The sequence below is a fragment of the Frateuria sp. genome, from assembly GCF_013362045.1.
Classification (GTDB): Bacteria; Pseudomonadota; Gammaproteobacteria; order Xanthomonadales; family Rhodanobacteraceae; genus Frateuria_A.
In genome coordinates this window covers 1-17111 of sequence record NZ_JABFWW010000078.1, presented here as the reverse complement: position 1 = coordinate 17111, position 17111 = coordinate 1, and the positions used below count along the sequence as shown (strand labels likewise).

Sequence of the window (17111 nt, the reverse complement as noted above, 5' to 3'; positions counted from 1 at the left end):
TCGCCCGCATGCGCTGGAACGAGGCGGCCATGCGAGCGGCAATCGAACCGGCGCTGTACGCCACCGACGTGGCGATCGAGCAGGCCGCCGCCGGCGTGCCGTTCCGCGATGCCTACCGCGCCGCCGCCGCGACGGCGGCCACGGCCGGCGAGGGCCGCACGCCGGAACGCAGCCTGGCCGAACGCGCCTCGCCCGGGGCTTCGGGCGACCTGCGGCTGGATCTGCTGCGCGAGCGGTTCGACGCCGTCTAGGGTGGGCTTCAGCCCACCATCTCCGCGAGGACAGGTGGGCTGAAGCCCACCCTGCGGGTCAGCCGTGCAGGTGGCCGCGCGTACCCAGGTCGTGTGGCTGCTCGCTCCACATGCCGCGGGCGAAATCCAGTGCGCGCTCGGCGAAATTGCCCGCCGACTCCCAGTACATGGCATCGCGCACGCGCACGCGCAGCACCGCCAGGTTGGGGTCGTCCTTGCCGGAGAAGTACACGTTCTGCGCCGGCGTCCACAACTCGTCGACCAGTGCGGGATCGCGGTCGATGCGCGCCCGTCCGCGCACCGAAACGTAGCGCTTGTCGTCGTGGTTGGCGTAGGCGAGGTTCACGTCCAGGTCATTGGTAAGCTGGTGGACCTTGGCGCTGTCGGCGGCGGTGAAGAACACCAGATCGCCTTCGGCGGTGAGTTTTAGCGTCTGCAGCGGGCGGCTCACCAGCGAGCCGTCGGCCGCCTGGGTGGTGAGCATCGCCACTTCGATGTCGTCGATGAGTTCGGCGAGTTTGCGCAGGTCGGCGTCGTCGGCAGGGGCGTCGTTTCTCATGGCGGTTCTCCGGTGGAGCAGGGAGGACCACCATGGCGCGTGCGCGATCAAGCCGGAATGAACCGGCGGAAGCGGCGCTCCTCGTCAGGCGGCGAAGCGCCGTACCTCCTGGGCGAAGGCCAGGCAATCGGCGTGGCGGTTGTAGAGCGGCGCGGGCGAGATGCGGATGACGTCCGGTTCGCGCCAGTCGCCGATGACGCCGTGCGCCATCAGGTGCTCGAACAGCGCCCGCCCGCGGGCGCGGCCGCCGAGCACGCGTATCGACAGCTGTGCGCCCCGGCGCGCCGGCTCGGCGGGAGTGACGATCTCCAGCATGTCGGCCAGCTGGGTGTGCACCAGCCACTCGAGGTAGCCGGTGAGGCGCAGCGACTTTTCGCGCAGGCGGTCCATGCCGGCGCGCCGGAAGACTTCCAGCGACACGCGCAGCGGCGCCAGCGCCAGGATCGGCGGGTTGGACAGCTGCCAGCCGTCCGCGCCGGGCGTGGGCATGAACTGCGGCCCCATCTGGAAGCGGGTGGCCTTGTCGTGGCCCCACCAGCCGGCGAAGCGCGGCAGCGCCGCGCGCGCGTGGCGCTCGTGCACGAAGGCCCCGCCCACCGCCCCCGGGCCGGCGTTCAAGTATTTGTAGCTGCACCAGATGGCGAAGTCGGCGTCGCTGTCATGCAGTTGCAGCGGCAGGTTGCCGACCGCGTGAGCCAGGTCGAAGCCGACCTGGCAACCCTGCGCATGCGCCAGTCGCGCGATGGCCTTGAGGTCGAAGGCCTGGCCGGTGCGGTACTGCACGCCAGGCAGCATCACCAGGGCCGTGCGCGCGCCGTGCTCGGCCAGCGCGCGCTCGAAGGCCGCTTCGGACACCGTGCCGTTGGGTTCGTCCCCTTCCACCTCGATCAGCGCAGTAGCCGGGTCGTAGCCGTGGTAGCGGATCTGCGACTCCACCGCGTAGCGGTCGGTGGGAAAGGCACCTGCTTCGATCAGGATCGCGTGGCGGTTGGAGGTGGGACGGTAGAAGCTCACCATCATCAGGTGCAGGTTCACGCCCAGGGTGTTCATCGCCACCACTTCGGATGGCTGCGCGCCGACCACCAGCGCCAGGTCGTCGCGCACGAACTCGTGGTAGTCCATCCAGGGCAGGCGGCCCTTGAAGTGGCCTTCCACCGCCAGTTCGCCCCAGTAGTCCAGTTCCGCGGCGACCGCCCCGCGCACCGCACGCGGCTGCAGGCCCAGCGAGTTGCCGCAGAAGTAGTGCGCATCGCGGCCTTCGTGCGGAGGAATCAGGAACTCGTCGCGGAACGCGCGCAGCGGATCGGCTTCATCCGCGGCGGCGGCCCATGCCGCGGTGGGCTGGTATGCGGTCACGGGACGGGGCTCAACGGGCCAGGCTGGCGGCGACGGCAGCGCAACCCTTGTCGAAGCCGGCAACCCAGGCGGCACCCGCCTCGCTGCGTTCCGGTCGCGCGCAGCGCAGCTGGATCGCATGGTTGTTCGCGAACCAGTAGCGCTCGCTGTAACGGTACGGCGCGCCGTTCTCGTTCGCGGTATATGCGTAACTGTTGGGGCCGTCGGGATTGCCGGCGGCCTGGTAGCCGGTCAGCGACTTCGCCCGCTGGGTGGCGCCGGCGACGTACTTTTCGAATGCGGCCAGGTCGCCCACCTGCTTCACCGTGACGGTGACGCGGGCCAGGCTACGGGCGGCGGTGGGCGAGGGATCGGGGACCTGGAACACGCGCACTTCCGGGTCGCCCTGGGTTTCCATGATGGTGACCCAGCCATCGGGCGTGCTGAAGCCCACGCTGCCGCCGGCCATGCTGACGTCGGTGGCGTACGTGGTGCCGGCCAGCAGCAAGGCAGTGGCTAGGAAGAGGCTTCGGGTCAGAGTCATGGACGCTCCGTAGTGGGTACCTGGTGGGTAAAACGCTGCAGGGGCAGGCCCAGCCATTCCAGCGCGGTGCCGTGGAACAGCCGCGCACGGTCGTCCTCGGGTAGGCCCAACGCCTCGATGCCGCTGCCGGGCTCCTGCTCGCCCAGCGGGAAAGGATAGTCGGTGCCCAGCATCACGCGGTCGACGCCGGTCACATCCAGGAGATAGCGCAGCGCCCGCTCGTCGTGCACGCAGGAGTCGAAGTAGAGCCGCCTGAGGTATTCGCGGGGGTTGCGCGGGTTGTCGGTGGCCACCAGGTCCGGCCGCATGCGGAAGCCGTGTTCGATGCGCCCGATCGACCAGGGAAAACTGCCGCCGCCGTGGGCCAGCATGACGCGCAGCTTCGGCAGCCGTTCCAGTACGCCGCCGAAGGCCAGGCAGCAGCCGGCGCGCGACTGCTCGGCCGGCATGCCGACCAGCCAGGGCATCCAGTACTTGGGCATGGTGGCGGTGCCCATCATGTCCCAGGGATGGACCAGGATCGCCGCGCCAAGATCCGCCGCCGCCTCGAAGAACGGGAACAGCTCCGGCGCGTCCAGGTTCCAGTCGTTGCAGTGCGAGCCGATCTGCACGCCCTGCAGGCCCAGCTCGTCGATGCAGCGTTCCAGCTCGCGTATGGCCAGTTCGGGCGCCTGCAGCGGCACCGTGCCGATGCCCGCGTAATGGCGCGGGTAGTCGCGGCACATCTGCGCCATGTGGTCGTTCAGGTGGCGATGCAGCTCCAGCGCCTGGTAGCCGGGGGCCCAGTAGGAAAACAGCACAGGAACGGTGGAGATCACCTGCACGTCCACGCCGAAGCGGGCGTAGTCGTCGATGCGCGTCTGCGGGTCGAAGGCCGAATCCCACACCTCGCGGAAGAACTTGCCGTCCTTGTAGATGCGGTGCCGGCCGTCGGTATGCGTCATCACCGGGAAACGGTCGTTGCCGTACTTTGCCGCCAGGTTGGGCCAGTCGCGGGGCAGGACGTGCGCATGGGTGTCGATCTTGAGCATGCGATCGAGTTTAGCAGGGCGATCCAGCCAGCCCCGTAGTGCGGAAACGGCGGCCGGTTCCTGTCTCGCCGGCATCTATGGCCTATACTTTTTTCGGGGTTGGCCGTCCGGCCGAAAGGGATCCAAGGCTCTGTGAACACCAGTGTCGACGTGACACGGCTGCTGCATTCGGCGCAGGCCGGCGATGCCGCCGCGCTGGAGGAGGCACTGCGCCAGATGTATGCGGCGCTGCACCGGCTGGCCGGCGCGCAGCTGCGCCGCAACACCAGCGAGCGCACCTTGAGCGCCACCGCGCTGGTCAACGAGGCCTACATCAAGGTATTCGGCAGCCACTGTCCGCCGCAGTGGGAAAGCCGCGGCCACCTGCTCGGCGTGGCCGCGCGCGCGATGCGCGAGGTGCTGGTGGACTCGGCCCGCCGCCGGCAGGCGGCGAAGCGCCCGCAGGACTGCGATCGCATCGAGCTGTCGGAGATCTCCGGCTCGCTGATGCCCGAGGTCGACTATGTCGCCCTGCTCGACTCGCTCGACGCGCTGGAACAGATCGACCCGCGCCAGGCCAGCATCGTCTCCATGCGTTTCTTCGTCGGCCTGAGCGCCGAACAGATCGCCATCGCCCTGGGTATTTCGGCCACCACCGTGCAACGCGAGTGGCGGCTGGCGCGAGCCTGGCTGCAGCGGGAGCTGCAGGGCTGAAGTACGGCCCTTCGCGGGCCAATGTCGCGGCGCTTCGTCCGTGAACGAATCCTGAACGCGACGCTCGCCCACGTGGCCGATCCGTGAAGGGCTCCACGCACTAGAACAGTGGGGAGGCGTTCAGCCCGCCCTTTGCCACGCCCGTCCGAAGCGACCCGCGGAACCTCCGTTGCGCGGCCGTCGTGCCGGTCCGATGCGCTGCAGGGACGTGTGAGCGCGCCTGCGCCGCGACCCCGTGTCGCGCTGCGCGCCCTCAGGCGTCGCGTTCCAACCGGAAGACCTCAAGTCCCAGGAGACAGCCGCATGGCCAAGCAAAGCAGTCAGAAGTTCATTGCGCGCAACCGCGCGCCGCGGGTGCAGATCGAGTACGACGTCGAGGTCTACGGCGCGCAGAAGAAGGTGCAGGTGCCCTTCGTGATGGGCGTGATGTCCGACCTGTCCGGCGCGAACAACGCCGAACTGCCCGCGATCGAAGAGCGCAAGGCGCTGGAGATCGACGTGGACAATTTCGACAGCCGCCTGCAGTCGATGAAGCCGCGCGTCTCCTTCGCGGTGCCCAACACGCTCACCGGCGAGGGCAACCTCAACGTCGACATCACCTTCGAGAGCATGGACGACTTCTCGCCCGCCGCGGTGGCGCGCAAGGTCGCCCCGGTCGCCAAGCTGCTGGAAGCGCGCACGCAGCTGGCCAACCTCAACACCTACATGGACGGCAAGGCCGGCGCCGAGAAGCTGATCGCCCAGGCGATCAACGATCCGGCCCTGCTGCAGTCGCTCGTTTCGGCTGCCAAGCCCACCGACGCGGAGTAAGCACACATGTCCACCGAGACCGTTGCCGAACGCGGGCAAGCCACCGAAACCCTCGATGCCGGCGACTTCGCCGCACTGCTGAGCCGCGAGTTCAAGCCCAAGAGCGAGCGCGCCAAGGAAGAGGTCGAGTCGGCGGTCCGCACGCTGGCCGAACAGGTGCTGAGCAAGTCCGACGTCGTGTCCGACGACGTCGCGCAGACGATCAACGCCTACATTGCCGAGATCGACCGCAAGCTCAGCGAGCAGATCAACCAGATCATGCACCACGCCGATTTCCAGAAGCTGGAAAGCGCCTGGCGCGGCCTGCACCACCTGGTCAACAACACCGAGACCGACCAGCTCCTGAAGATCCGCGTCATGAACATCTCCAAGAAGGAGCTGGGCAAGACGCTCAAGCGCTACAAGGGCACCGCCTGGGACCAGAGCCCGATCTTCAAGAAGATGTACGAAGAGGAATACGGCCAGCTCGGCGGCGAGCCCTACGGCTGCCTGGTCGGCGACTACTACTTCGACCACAGTCCGCCGGACGTGGAGCTGCTGGGAGGCATCGCGCAGGTGGCCGCCGCCGCGCACGCGCCGTTCATCGCCGCGGCCAACTCCAGCCTGATGGGCATGGAGAGCTGGGGCGAGCTGTCCAACCCGCGTGACCTGGCCAAGGTGTTCTCCACGCCCGACTACGCCTCCTGGCGCTCGCTGCGCGAATCGGACGACGCCAAGTACCTGGCGCTGACCATGCCGCGCACGCTGGCCCGCCTGCCGTATGGAGCGACCACCAATCCGGTGGAGGAATTCGATTTCGAGGAAGACACCTCCGGCGCCGACTCGTCCAAGTACACCTGGCAGAACGCCGCCTACGCCATGGCGGTCAACATCAATCGCTCCTTCAAGGCTTATGGCTGGTGCTCGCGCATCCGCGGCATCGAGTCCGGTGGCGCGGTCGAGGGCCTGCCGGTGCATACGTTCCCGACCGACGACGGCGGCGTGGACATGAAGTGCCCCACCGAGATCGCCATCACCGACCGCCGCTCGGCGGAGCTGGACAAGATGGGCCTGATGCCGCTGGTGCATCGCAAGAACTCGGACATGGCCGCCTTCATCAGCGCGCAGTCGCTGGCCAAGCCGGAGGAGTACGAGGATCCGGACGCGACCGCCAACGCCGCGCTCGGTTGCCGCCTGCCGTACATGTTCGCCTGCTGCCGTTTCGCGCATTACCTCAAGTGCATCGTGCGCGACAAGATCGGCTCCTTCAGCGACCGCGAGCAGATGCAGAACTGGCTGACCAACTGGGTCATGCAGTACGTCGACGGCGATCCGGCCAACTCCAGCGAAGAAACCAAGGCGCGCAAGCCGCTGTCGGCCGCCGAGGTGGTGGTGGAGGAAGTCGAGGGCGCACCGGGCTACTACACCTCCAAGTTCTTCCTCAAGCCGCACTACCAGCTCGAGGGCCTGACCGTTTCGCTGCGGCTGGTCTCGCGCCTGCCGTCCGCGGCCAAGGCCTGAGGGCACGACCGGCCGGCGGCGCCCGCTTCGGGCCGCCGGCACGGCTTCCGTGCGCCGAGGCGAAGCAGCAACCGTACCCGCAAGGGCGACCGGCCACAGGGGCGCAAGGTCCCGCCGGCGATATCGAACATCAACACGAGACGTAGGGAGAAGGGTTCATGGCATTCGACATGCACATCAAGTTCGGCGCCGGCAAGGTCAAGATCGAAGGCGCGTCCAACCACAAGAAGCACAAGGGCGAGGTGCCGATCCTTGCGTGGTCGTGGGGCGTGAGCAACAGCGGCGACCTGCACACCGGCGCGGGCTCGGCCAGCGGCGGCAAGGCGCACGTGCAGGACATCTCCATCACCAAGTTCGTCGACGGCTGCTCCAACGCGCTGCTGGACGCCTGCTGCACCGGCGGCCGCGTCGACCAGGCCTGGATCTACATCACCAACGCCACCGGCGAGCAGACCGACTTCCTCACCATCGAGCTGTCCGAGGGCGTGCTGGTCACCTCCGTCTCCACGGGCGGCAGCGGTGGCGAGGACCGCCTGACCGAGAACGTCACCCTGCACTTCGGCAAGTTCAAGTACTCGTTCCAGCCGCAGGACGACAAGGGCGGCGCCAAGGGCGGTGCGAAGGAATTCACCTACGACATCCAGGGCGTGGCCAAGGCCTGATCGAAGGCCTGACCCGCGAACCCCGCAGTTCCTCGTCCCGACCCCTGAAGATCGTCAGAGCCCAAGCCATGACACCCGAGAACATGCTCAAGGAAGGACGGTTGGACGAGGCGCTGCAGGGCCTGACCTCGCAGGTGCGCAACAACCCGGCGGACGCGCGCTGCCGGGTTTTCCTGTTCCAGTTGCTGGCCCTGCTGGGCCAGTGGGAACGGGCCCAGACGCAGCTGAAGGTCAGCGGCGAACTGGACGTGAACAACGCCCTCATGGCCGGCGCCTACGCGCAGGCCCTCAAGGGCGAACTGATGCGCATCCACGTGCTGTCCGGCGAACGCATGCCCTCGGTGGTGGGCGAGCCGGCGCAGTGGCTCGCGCTGCTGCTGCAGGCGCTCAGGCTGGATGCGCAGGGGCGGCACGCGCAGGCCACGCCGTTGCGCGAACAGGCCTTCGAGCAGGCGCCGGCGGTAGCCGGCCAGATCAATGGCGAACCGTTCGAATGGATCGCCGATGCCGATCCGCGCTTCGGCCCCTGCCTGGAGATGGTCGTCAACGGCGGCTATGCCTGGGTGCCGTTCGCGCGCCTGAAGCAGCTTTACTTCGAAGCGCCCAGCGACCTGCGCGACAAGGTCTGGGCGCCCGTGCAGGTGACCTGGATCAACGGCGGCCAGTCGGTGGGCTTCGTGCCGTGCCGCTACCCGGGCTCGGAACATTCGTCCGACGCCGACGTGGTGCTGGGGCGCCGCACGGACTGGCACGAGCTCGAGGGCGGGCCTTGCGTGGGCTGCGGCCAGCGCATGCTGGCCACCGACGCCGGCGAGTATCCGTTGCTGGACATCCGCACCCTCGTTTTCCACCATGACCCGGGCGAAGCGGCCGAGTCATGGCCGAGCTGACCACCCAGGAACGCCTGCAGCCTTCGCTGCTGGACCGGCTCACCGACGAGGAGCCCGGCAAGCAGGAGGAGAGCCGCGAGAAGCGGGTGATCTCGGCCACGCGGCTGCGCGACTGCGTGGCGCGCGACATCTCATGGCTGCTCAACTGCGTCAGCCTGGGCAGCGGCGTCGAGCTGGACGATTACCCCGAGGTGGCCCGCTCGGTGCTCAACTTCGGCATCCCCGACCTGACCGGCATGGCGCTGGCCGGAGTCGATGCCAGCGTGCTGCAACGCCAGCTGCGCGAGGCGTTGCTGGCGTTCGAGCCGCGCCTCACCGGCAGCACGCTTCGCGTCGCGGTCAATACCAACACCAAGCGCATGGACCAGCAATCGCTGGTGTTCAACATCGAATCGGAAATGTGGGCCCAGCCCATCCCGCTGAACCTCTACCTCAAGACCGAGGTGGACCTGGAGACCGGCCGCTTCAGCGTCTCCGAGAGCCTGGGCTGAAGGCCATGGACCCGCGCCTGCTCCGCTACTACAACCGGGAGTTGCAGCACGTCCGCGAGATGGGCGGCGAGTTCGCGCGCGAGTATCCGAAGATCGCCGGCCGGCTCGGCCTGGAGGGTTTCGAGTGCGCCGACCCCTACGTCGAGCGCCTGCTGGAGGGTTTCGCCTTCCTCGCCGCGCGCGTGCAGCTGAAGCTCGACGCGCAGCAACCGGTGTTCACCCAGCACCTGATGGAAATGGTCTACCCGCACTACCTCGTCCCGGTGCCCTCGATGGCCGTGGTGGAGATGGCGGCAGACCTGAAGGAAAGCGCGCTGGTCGCCGGCCATGTCGTGCCGCGCCATACCGCACTGCGCAGCCTCGCCGGCCGCGACGACCGCACCGCGTGCGAGTACCGCACGGCGCACGACGTCAGCCTGTGGCCGCTGAGGCTCACCGAGGCGAAATATTTCGACACGCCGGCCGCGATCGCCGCCGCGGGCGTGTCCATTCCCGCCGACCGCACCGTGCGCGCGGGCCTGCGGCTGAAATTCGCGGTCACCGCCGGCGCACAGGCGAACCAGCTGGCGATGGACGAGCTGCCGGTCTTCCTCGCCGGCGCCGACGAGCTGCCCAAGCGGCTGTACGAGCAACTGCTGGGCAATGCCGTCGGCGTGGCGGTGCGCGCCAAGGGCGGCGACGGCATGGCCGGCACCTGGCTGGATGCGGCCAGCATCCGTCCCAAGGGCTTTGCCGACGACGAGGCGATGATTCCCTACGGCGGCCGTTCCTTCAGCGGCTACCGGCTGCTGCAGGAGTACTTCGCCTGCCCGGAGCGGTTCCTGTTCGCCACGTTCACCGGGCTGCGCCAGGCGCTCGCGCACGTACCGGGCAACGAGTTCGAGATCGTCGTGCTGTTCGACCGCAGCGTCAGCCGGCTGCACAACGCGGTGGACGCGAGCAACTTCCGGCTGTTCTGCACACCGGCGATCAACCTGTTTTCGCGCCGCGCCGATCGCATCCACCTGCAGCAGGGCAAGACCGAATACCACGTGCTCGCCGACCGCACCCGGCCGATGGATTTCGAGATCCACTCGATCGGGCAGGTCGAGGGCTTCGGCGACAGCCAGGAGCCCGAGCAGCAATTCCAGCCGTTCTACGGCTGCGACGAGCGCACCTGGCAAAGCGGCCATGGTGCCTTCTACACGGTGCGCCGCGAGCCGCGCCAATTGTCCGCGCGGCAGAAGCTGCAGGGCGCACGCTCCAGCTACGTGGGCAGCGAGCTGTTCATCGCGCTGGTCGACGCCAACGAGGCGCCGTACGCCAGCCGGTTGCGCCAGGTCGGCATGCAGCTGATGTGCACCAACCGCGACCTGCCGCTGCAGATGCCGGTAGGCAAGGCGAGCACCGACTTCACGCTGGAGGTGGGCGCGCCGGTGGAATCGGTGCGCTGCGTGGCCGGACCGACCAAGCCGCGCGCGCCGGTCGCCGGCGGCGAGACCGCCTGGCGGCTGATCAGCCACCTGCAGCTCAACTACGTCTCACTGCTGGGGGAGGGCAACGCCGATGGCGCCGCCGCGCTGCGCGAGATGCTCACGCTGTACTGCGACGAATTCGACTCGGGCGCGCGGCGGCAGATCGAAGGCATCAAGGCGGTGGCCTCGCAGCCGATCGTGCGGCGCATCCCGGTGCCCGGGCCGATCAGCTTCGGCCGCGGGCTGGAGATCACCTTGACCTGCGACGACGGTGCTTTCGAAGGCACCGGCGCCTTCCTGCTCGGCTCGGTCATGCAGCATTTCTTCGCGCGCTACGTTTCGGTGAACTCCTTCACCGAAACCGTGCTGCGCACCCTGGAACGCAACGAGGTGGCCCGATGGCCGGCACGGCTGGGTACGCGCCAGACCCTGTAGCGCTGGAGCGCGCGCTCGCGGAGCGGCCGGAAGACTTCGAGTTCTTCGAGGCGATCCGGCAGCTGGAGTGCGCCCACCCGACGCGGCCGCGGCTGGGCGAGTCGACCAAGCCTTCGGAAGACTTCGTGCGCCTGTGCCAGACCCCGTCACTGGCATTCGCGCCACGCGCCATCGACCGCTTCGAGCCCGCCGCCGAGGGACGCCCGGCACGCCTGCACGCGCTGTTCTTCGGCCTGTTCGGCGCCAACGCGCCGTTGCCGCTGCACCTGACCGAGTACGTGCTGGACCGCGAACGCAACGCGCGCGACGCCACTCTGATCGCCTTCGCCAACATCTTCCACCATCGCATGGCGAGCCTGTTCTACCGCGCCTGGGCCGATGCGCAGCCGACCGTGCAGGCCGATCGTCCGGCGCAGGACCGCTTTCGCCTCTATACCGGCGCGCTAATCGGCATGGCCACGCCCGGCCTGGAAGGCCGCGATGCGCTGCCGGACGACTACAAGCGCCATTTCGCCGGCCGCATGGTGTCGCAGACACGCAATGCCGAAGGCCTGCGCAGCCTGCTGCAGCACTTCTTCGCCATTCCCGTGCGGGTGATCGAGTTCGTCGCCGAATGGATGCGCCTGCCGCGAGAGGCGCACCTGCGGCTGGGCCGCTCGGCGGAGGTGGCATGCCTGGGGCGTACTGCGGTGCTCGGCGAGAGCGTCTGGGGCGCGCAGCAGCGCTTCCGCCTGCGCCTGGGGCCGCTGGACCGCGGCCAGTTCGAGCACTTCCTGCCCGGCGGCGCGGCGCTCGCGCAGCTGGTGGCCGCCGTGCGCGGTTACGTCGGCGACGAGAAGGCCTGGGACGTGCAGCTGGTGCTCGCACGCGACCAGGTACCCGCTACCCGGCTGGGCCGCGGCGGTCGCCTCGGGCTGACCACCTGGCTGGGCCAGCGGACCGCGCGCAACGACGCAGACGAGGTCGTACTGAAACCGGCGGGATGACCCGCCATACCGCACACCATCACCGGCCGCCACGCGGCTGCCGCAGCAAAGCTAAGGGAAGACCAGCCATGGCCGAGATCAGTCGCAGCGCCCTGTTCGGGAAACTCAACAAGCTCGCCTATCGGGGCATCGAAAGCGCCACCGTGTTCTGCAAGCTGCGGGGCAACCCGTACGTCGAACTGGTGCACTGGATCCACCAGATCCTGCAGCTGCAGGACTCCGACCTGCACCGCATCGTCAAGCAGTTCAACATCAACCCGTCGAACCTGGCGCGCGACGTCACCGACGCGCTGGACAAGCTGCCGCGCGGCTCGACTTCCATCACCGACCTGTCCGCCAACGTGGAGGAAGCGGTGGAGCGCGGCTGGGTGTTCGCCACGCTGATGTTCGGCGAGGCGCAGGTACGCACCGGCTACCTGATGGTCGGCGTGTTGCGCACGCGCCACCTGCGCAATGCGCTCATCGGCATCTCGGCCGAGTTCGACAAGATCAAGCCCGAGACGCTGGTGGAGAAGTTCGCCGAAGTGGTGTCCGGCTCGCCCGAGGACGGGCAGGGCGCCAGCGACGGCTTCCAGATGGGCGGTGCAGTGCCCGGCGAGGCCAGCGGCGCGATGGGCCCGGCGCAGATGGGCAAGCAGGAGGCGCTCAAGCAGTTCACCGTCGACCTCACCGCGCAGGCGCGCGGCGGCAAGATCGATCCGATCGTCGGCCGCGACGAGGAGATCCGCCAGGTGGTCGACATCCTCATGCGCCGCCGCCAGAACAACCCGATGCTGGTCGGCGAGGCCGGCGTGGGCAAGACCGCGGTGGTCGAAGGGTTTGCCTTGCGCATCGCCCAGGGCGACGTGCCGCCGCAACTGAAGGACGTGGAGCTGCGCACGCTCGACGTGGGCCTGCTGCAGGCCGGCGCGAGCATGAAGGGCGAGTTCGAGAACCGCCTGCGCCAGGTGATCGAGGAAGTGCAGTCTTCTCCGAAGCCGATCATCCTGTTCATCGACGAGGCGCACACCCTGGTCGGCGCCGGCGGCGCGGCCGGCACGGGCGATGCCGCCAACCTGCTCAAGCCGGCGCTCGCGCGCGGCAACCTGCGCACGGTCGGCGCTACCACCTGGGCCGAGTACAAGAAGCACATCGAGAAGGACCCCGCGCTGACCCGCCGCTTCCAGACCGTGCAGGTCGACGAGCCGAGCGAGGAGAAGGGCATCCTGATGATGCGCGGCGTCGCCAGCGTGATGGAAAAGCACCATCGCGTGCAGATCCTGGACGAGGCGCTGGAGGCGGCGGTCAAGCTGTCGCACCGCTACATTCCCGCCCGCCAGCTGCCGGACAAGGCGGTGAGTCTGCTCGACACCGCCTGCGCGCGCGTCGCGATCAGCCAGCACGCCGTGCCGCCGGAGGTGGACGACACCCGCAAGCGCATCCAGGCGCTGGAAACGGAGCTGGCGATCATCGCCCGCGAGAAGACCGTGGGCGTGGAAGTGACCGAGCGCGAGGCTTCGGCCAGCGAGAAACTCGCCGTCTCCAGGGCACGGCTGGAAACCCTGGAGGTCAACTGGCAGGTCGAAAAAGGCCTGGTAGAGAAGATCCTCGCCATCCGCGCCCGCCTGCGCGGCGATGCGGCGCCGGTGGAAGGCACCGGCAGCGCGCTGGAGCAGGCCGCCAGCGCGGAGGCCGGCGCCGTCGCGGTGGCCAGCCCCGCGCTGACCGACGCGGAGCGTGCCGCCGCGTTGGAGGAACTCAAGGGCCTGCAGGCGCAGCTGGCCGAACTGCAGGGCGAAACCCCGCTGATCCTGCCGACCGTCGACTACGTGGCGGTCGGCTCGGTGGTTTCGGACTGGACCGGCATCCCGGTCGGCCGCATGGTCAAGAGCGAGCTCGAGACCGTGATGAACCTCGCCTCGATCATGGGCAAGCGCGTGATCGGCCAGGACCACGCGATGGAGATGGTCGCCAAGCGCATCCAGACCAGCCGCGCGGGCCTGGACAACCCGAACAAGCCGATCGGCGTCTTCATGCTCGCCGGCACTTCCGGCGTGGGCAAGACCGAAACCGCGCTGGCGCTGGCCGAGGCCCTCTATGGCGGCGAGCAGAACCTGATCACCATCAACATGAGCGAGTTCCAGGAGGCGCACACCGTCTCCACGCTCAAGGGTGCGCCTCCCGGCTACGTCGGCTACGGCGAGGGTGGCGTGCTGACCGAGGCGGTGCGCCGCAAGCCGTATTCCGTGGTGTTGCTGGACGAGGTGGAGAAGGCCCACCCGGACGTGCACGAGATCTTCTTCCAGGTGTTCGACAAGGGCGTCATGGAAGACGGCGAAGGTCGCCAGATCGACTTCAAGAACACCCTGATCCTGCTCACCACCAACGCCGGCACCGACCTGATCGCCGGCCTGTGCCAGGATCCGGAACTGATGCCCGAGCCCGAAGGCATCGCCAAGGCCCTGCGCGAGCCGCTGCTGAAGGTGTTCCCGCCGGCGCTGCTCGGCCGCCTGGTGACGATTCCGTATTACCCGCTGAGCGAAAAGATGCTGGGCGAGATCGTCAAGCTGCAGCTCAACCGCATCAAGAAGCGCATCGAGGCGCGCTACCGCATCCCGTTCGAGTACGGCGAGGACGTGGTCAGGCTGGTGGTCAGCCGTTGCACCGAGAGCGAATCGGGCGGCCGCATGATCGATGCCATCCTGACCAACACCATGCTGCCGGACATCTCGCGGGAGTTCCTCAACCGGATGATCGACGGCAGGCCTATCAGCGGCGTGCAGGTGGGTGCGAAGGACGGCGAGTTCTCGTACGCATTCGCCTGAGCCGGGGCACGAAGGACGCGTTGCCCGCCCGGCTTTGGTGGCGCGTTCCGGCCAGCAGGCACGTGGTCGGGCGGACAGCTACGCGGCCACCGGCGGAAGACCGAAGGCGTCCATCGGAACCGCGTGACGACAAGTAGGGCAACGGATACGGGTAGGAACATGGCCAAGAGCGTCGATGACATGCAGTGGCGGAGCCAGGGTGGGGCGCGGGACATCTTCGGCCGCCCGTACGAACGCACCCAGGCGATGATGGGCGTGCATTACCGTGGCGAGGAGCGGCCAGGCTTGCGTCAGACCCGGTACCTCGCCGACTCGGAGCGTGGCGCGCAGGAAATCTGCTTCCTGGGCGGAAGCGTGCACTGGAAGAATCGTCCGTTCGCACGGCCGAGCGACGGGCTCGAGCCCGGCACCTACATCTACGTGATCACGGTCGACGGCAGTTTCTTCGCCATTGAACAGGATCCCACCGACGAGCGGGAGGTCCATCACTCGACCATCCCCGCCGGAAAGGGGCTGATATGCGCCGGCATGATGACCATCGGCATGTCGCACCGACTGGTGAAGGTGGACAACCACAGCGGCCACTACATGCCCGACCTCTCCTGCCTGCTCAAGGCGGTCTACCTGCTCCGCAAGCACGGCTGCTCGATCGACGACTACGCCGTGGGCTACGTGCCGCCGGTCGGTTTCGGCCATCCGCCGATGATCAACTACGCGACGGCCCGGCAGTTCTTGGTCAACGCGCCTTATCGCTGAGCCGAAGGTTCAAGCCATGTGGGATCTGAGCAAAATCATCGCTTCGGACCTGGTCGGCGCCCGGGTCAACAACCAGCTGCCGGTGTTGATGGCCGAAGGCTCGCGGACCGGAGCCGTCGTTACCGTCGCCAACTCCGAAGCGGTGCGCGTGGCGATGGCGCCGACGATCACGACGCAGGTGCTGATCGTCGACATCGCGCTCGCCCGCATCGAACTGCTCAAGCTGATTTTCAACTGGGCCAGCAAAGCCGCCGATGCCCAGGAGTGGCACGCGACGATCAACCACGAGTGCACGCCCGAGAGCGCCAAGAGATTCCTCCGCCTCATCGAGACGGGCAGCTTCGAATCGCTCAAGGCGCGGCTGCCGCACATCAAGTACCTCCATGACGACCTGTCCCGTGACGGGGTGGTCGCGAAGATCCGCGACACGCTCGGCGGCGAGGGTGTCGGCGTCATCTACGCCAGCAACATCGAGCTCTATCTCGGGAATCTGCTGTTCGACCAGCCCAAGGCGAGCAAGGAGCAGTTCCGGACCAACCTGCTCAACCTGATGGGCGACGAGACGATCCTGTTGCGAAGCGATTCGGTCTTCATGGCGAGCCATGCCGGCCGCAAAAAGGCTGAAGAAACGTGGGTCTTCAGCGGATCAAAGTGATTGACGGAGAAAAAACGCTATGCCGACGGCCCCGAGAGACCTGCTGCTGCACGACATCGAAGAATACATGCGCACCTACATCACGCTGTGCTACGGCGCGGATTCCAACGCCGCCCGCGGCGGCGGCACGGTACAGCAATACCTGCAAGGGAACGGCTTCAATTACGGCAACCGCCATACGGAAGTGATGCTCGCCGCGCCGCTGGTACATGCCTATTTCAACGTGGATCTGGCCGGCAGGAATACCGACATCTTCGGTTTCTCGCGCGACCGCGTGAAAGTCGAAATCGGTCCCGACGACGGCAGCCACACCGGCGTGCCGATGTACCTCATCCCCTATCGCGAGGGCAACGCGCGCGGCGTGAAGCTGCCCAGCCAGGCGCAGGACGGGCTCGCGGAGGTGTTCGCGATCACCGCTGCGCAGGACGGCTGCACGTTCGAGGTCTTCGGGGCCACGGCGTCCCCGTATTGCTCGCATTCGAACTGCAAGGACAAGGCGGCGAACCTGCGCCAGGACAAGATGAAGGACCGGGTCGACAAGCTGCATGCCCGGTTCCTGCAGGCCGAGCAGGCTGGGAACGTCGGCTTCGCCATGCCGGCGGGCCCGACCCGCTCCCAGTTCCAGAACTACAGCGACAACCGCGGCGCCCCGCCGGACGGACCGATCCGCCAGGTCAACTACTCCGATGGCGCGAAGATGGCGGTCAATGGCATCGCCAACCAGTCCGTCAAGGGCAATCGCGTCGAGACGGGCCCGTTTACCCATCGGCGCTATCACATCCGGCTGACCGACCAGTCCAGGAACGAGATATTGGGGCCGCAGGTAGGCGCGGGCCAGGTGATCGCACGGCGCCGCCAGGGCGTGTGGAGCTTCTACTTCCAGGAACATGCCTCGCTCTACTTCCACGTCGTGGCGGTCGACAAGGTCGGACCGAAGGCCGAGCGCAAGCGCACCACGATCTCCACCAACAACGGCAAGGGTGCCGACGCGATCCTTTGCTCCGGCAAGCTGTGGCCGAACTACACGTCGCAGTATCTGGACCTGGACGACTACAACTAGCGGGCGCACGGCGCGCGAACCTTTCGCCTGGTCGCTTGAACGGGCCTGTGTCGGGACGCCCGTTTGGCCCCCGGCACTGGGCTTTGTGCAGGCGGCTGCGACCGGGCAGGGGGGGCAGGGGCGAATGCGCGCCGCGGCGTAGCCTGGACGCAGACGCGGCTGCCCGCGCCGGCGGGTGAAGGGGACGTGACCAAA

At 67.8% G+C, this 17111-nt stretch carries 16 protein-coding genes and 1 pseudogene; 13 read left to right on the top strand and 4 right to left on the bottom strand.

The features are described from left to right. A pseudogene (locus tag HOQ08_RS03765) lies at positions 1-251 on the top strand (argininosuccinate lyase); the annotation flags it as partial. Positions 252-309: 58 nt separating this feature from the next. Here the strand turns inward: HOQ08_RS03765 and HOQ08_RS03760 are convergent. From HOQ08_RS03760 to HOQ08_RS03745, 4 genes are all read right to left on the bottom strand, one after another. Beyond that, a complete protein-coding gene (locus tag HOQ08_RS03760) occupies positions 310-810 on the bottom strand; it encodes a pyridoxamine 5'-phosphate oxidase family protein (RefSeq protein ID WP_291191811.1) in 501 nt (166 codons plus the stop codon). Between the two features lie 84 nt (positions 811-894). Then, entirely contained in the window at positions 895-2166 is a 1272-nt protein-coding gene (gene kynU, locus HOQ08_RS03755) for a kynureninase (RefSeq protein WP_291191809.1), read from the bottom strand. A 10-nt stretch (positions 2167-2176) separates the two neighbouring features. Continuing rightward, complete coding sequence (locus HOQ08_RS03750) at positions 2177-2689, bottom strand: hypothetical protein (protein WP_291191807.1); 513 nt, start codon at positions 2687-2689, stop codon at positions 2177-2179. Then, positions 2686-3720, bottom strand: a complete 1035-nt coding sequence (locus HOQ08_RS03745) for an amidohydrolase family protein (protein WP_291191805.1) — start codon at positions 3718-3720, stop codon at positions 2686-2688. Before HOQ08_RS03745 ends, HOQ08_RS03750 begins: the two co-directional genes overlap by 4 nt. 132 nt (positions 3721-3852) lie before the next feature. Between HOQ08_RS03745 and HOQ08_RS03740 the strand changes: the two genes are divergently transcribed. The 12 genes from HOQ08_RS03740 to HOQ08_RS03685 all read left to right on the top strand — a co-directional run bounded on the left by HOQ08_RS03740 (position 3853) and on the right by HOQ08_RS03685 (position 16916). After that, positions 3853-4413 carry an ECF-type sigma factor gene (locus tag HOQ08_RS03740; RefSeq protein ID WP_291191803.1) on the top strand — a complete coding sequence of 187 codons (561 nt, stop codon included), beginning with the start codon at positions 3853-3855 and terminating at the stop codon, positions 4411-4413. Positions 4414-4716: 303 nt separating this feature from the next. Next, positions 4717-5223 carry a type VI secretion system contractile sheath small subunit gene (gene tssB / locus HOQ08_RS03735; protein WP_291191801.1) on the top strand — a complete coding sequence of 169 codons (507 nt, stop codon included), beginning with the start codon at positions 4717-4719 and terminating at the stop codon, positions 5221-5223. A 6-nt stretch (positions 5224-5229) separates the two neighbouring features. After that, entirely contained in the window at positions 5230-6723 is a 1494-nt protein-coding gene (gene tssC / locus HOQ08_RS03730) for a type VI secretion system contractile sheath large subunit (protein ID WP_291191799.1), read from the top strand. A 158-nt stretch (positions 6724-6881) separates the two neighbouring features. Further along, a complete protein-coding gene (locus tag HOQ08_RS03725) occupies positions 6882-7385 on the top strand; it encodes a type VI secretion system tube protein Hcp (protein ID WP_291191797.1) in 504 nt (167 codons plus the stop codon). A gap of 68 nt (positions 7386-7453) precedes the next feature. Further along, positions 7454-8275: a type VI secretion system accessory protein TagJ gene (locus HOQ08_RS03720; RefSeq protein WP_291191795.1), complete on the top strand. Its 822-nt coding sequence runs from the start codon at positions 7454-7456 to the stop codon at positions 8273-8275. Beyond that, on the top strand, positions 8263-8766 hold the full coding sequence (gene tssE, locus HOQ08_RS03715; RefSeq protein WP_291191793.1) for a type VI secretion system baseplate subunit TssE: 504 nt from the start codon (positions 8263-8265) through the stop codon (positions 8764-8766). Before HOQ08_RS03720 ends, tssE begins: the two co-directional genes overlap by 13 nt. A 5-nt stretch (positions 8767-8771) precedes the next feature. Next, on the top strand, positions 8772-10655 hold the full coding sequence (gene tssF, locus HOQ08_RS03710; RefSeq protein ID WP_291191791.1) for a type VI secretion system baseplate subunit TssF: 1884 nt from the start codon (positions 8772-8774) through the stop codon (positions 10653-10655). Then, entirely contained in the window at positions 10619-11641 is a 1023-nt protein-coding gene (tssG, locus tag HOQ08_RS03705) for a type VI secretion system baseplate subunit TssG (RefSeq protein ID WP_291191789.1), read from the top strand. Before tssF ends, tssG begins: the two co-directional genes overlap by 37 nt. A gap of 68 nt (positions 11642-11709) precedes the next feature. After that, positions 11710-14445: a type VI secretion system ATPase TssH gene (tssH, locus tag HOQ08_RS03700; RefSeq protein ID WP_291191787.1), complete on the top strand. Its 2736-nt coding sequence runs from the start codon at positions 11710-11712 to the stop codon at positions 14443-14445. A gap of 159 nt (positions 14446-14604) precedes the next feature. Continuing rightward, complete coding sequence (locus tag HOQ08_RS03695; RefSeq protein WP_291191785.1) at positions 14605-15201, top strand: hypothetical protein; 597 nt, start codon at positions 14605-14607, stop codon at positions 15199-15201. Between the two features lie 16 nt (positions 15202-15217). Further along, positions 15218-15856 carry a hypothetical protein gene (locus HOQ08_RS03690; protein ID WP_291191783.1) on the top strand — a complete coding sequence of 213 codons (639 nt, stop codon included), beginning with the start codon at positions 15218-15220 and terminating at the stop codon, positions 15854-15856. A gap of 19 nt (positions 15857-15875) precedes the next feature. Beyond that, positions 15876-16916, top strand: coding sequence for a hypothetical protein (locus tag HOQ08_RS03685; protein WP_291191781.1), 1041 nt, complete (start codon positions 15876-15878; stop codon positions 16914-16916). Positions 16917-17111 lie beyond the last annotated feature (195 nt).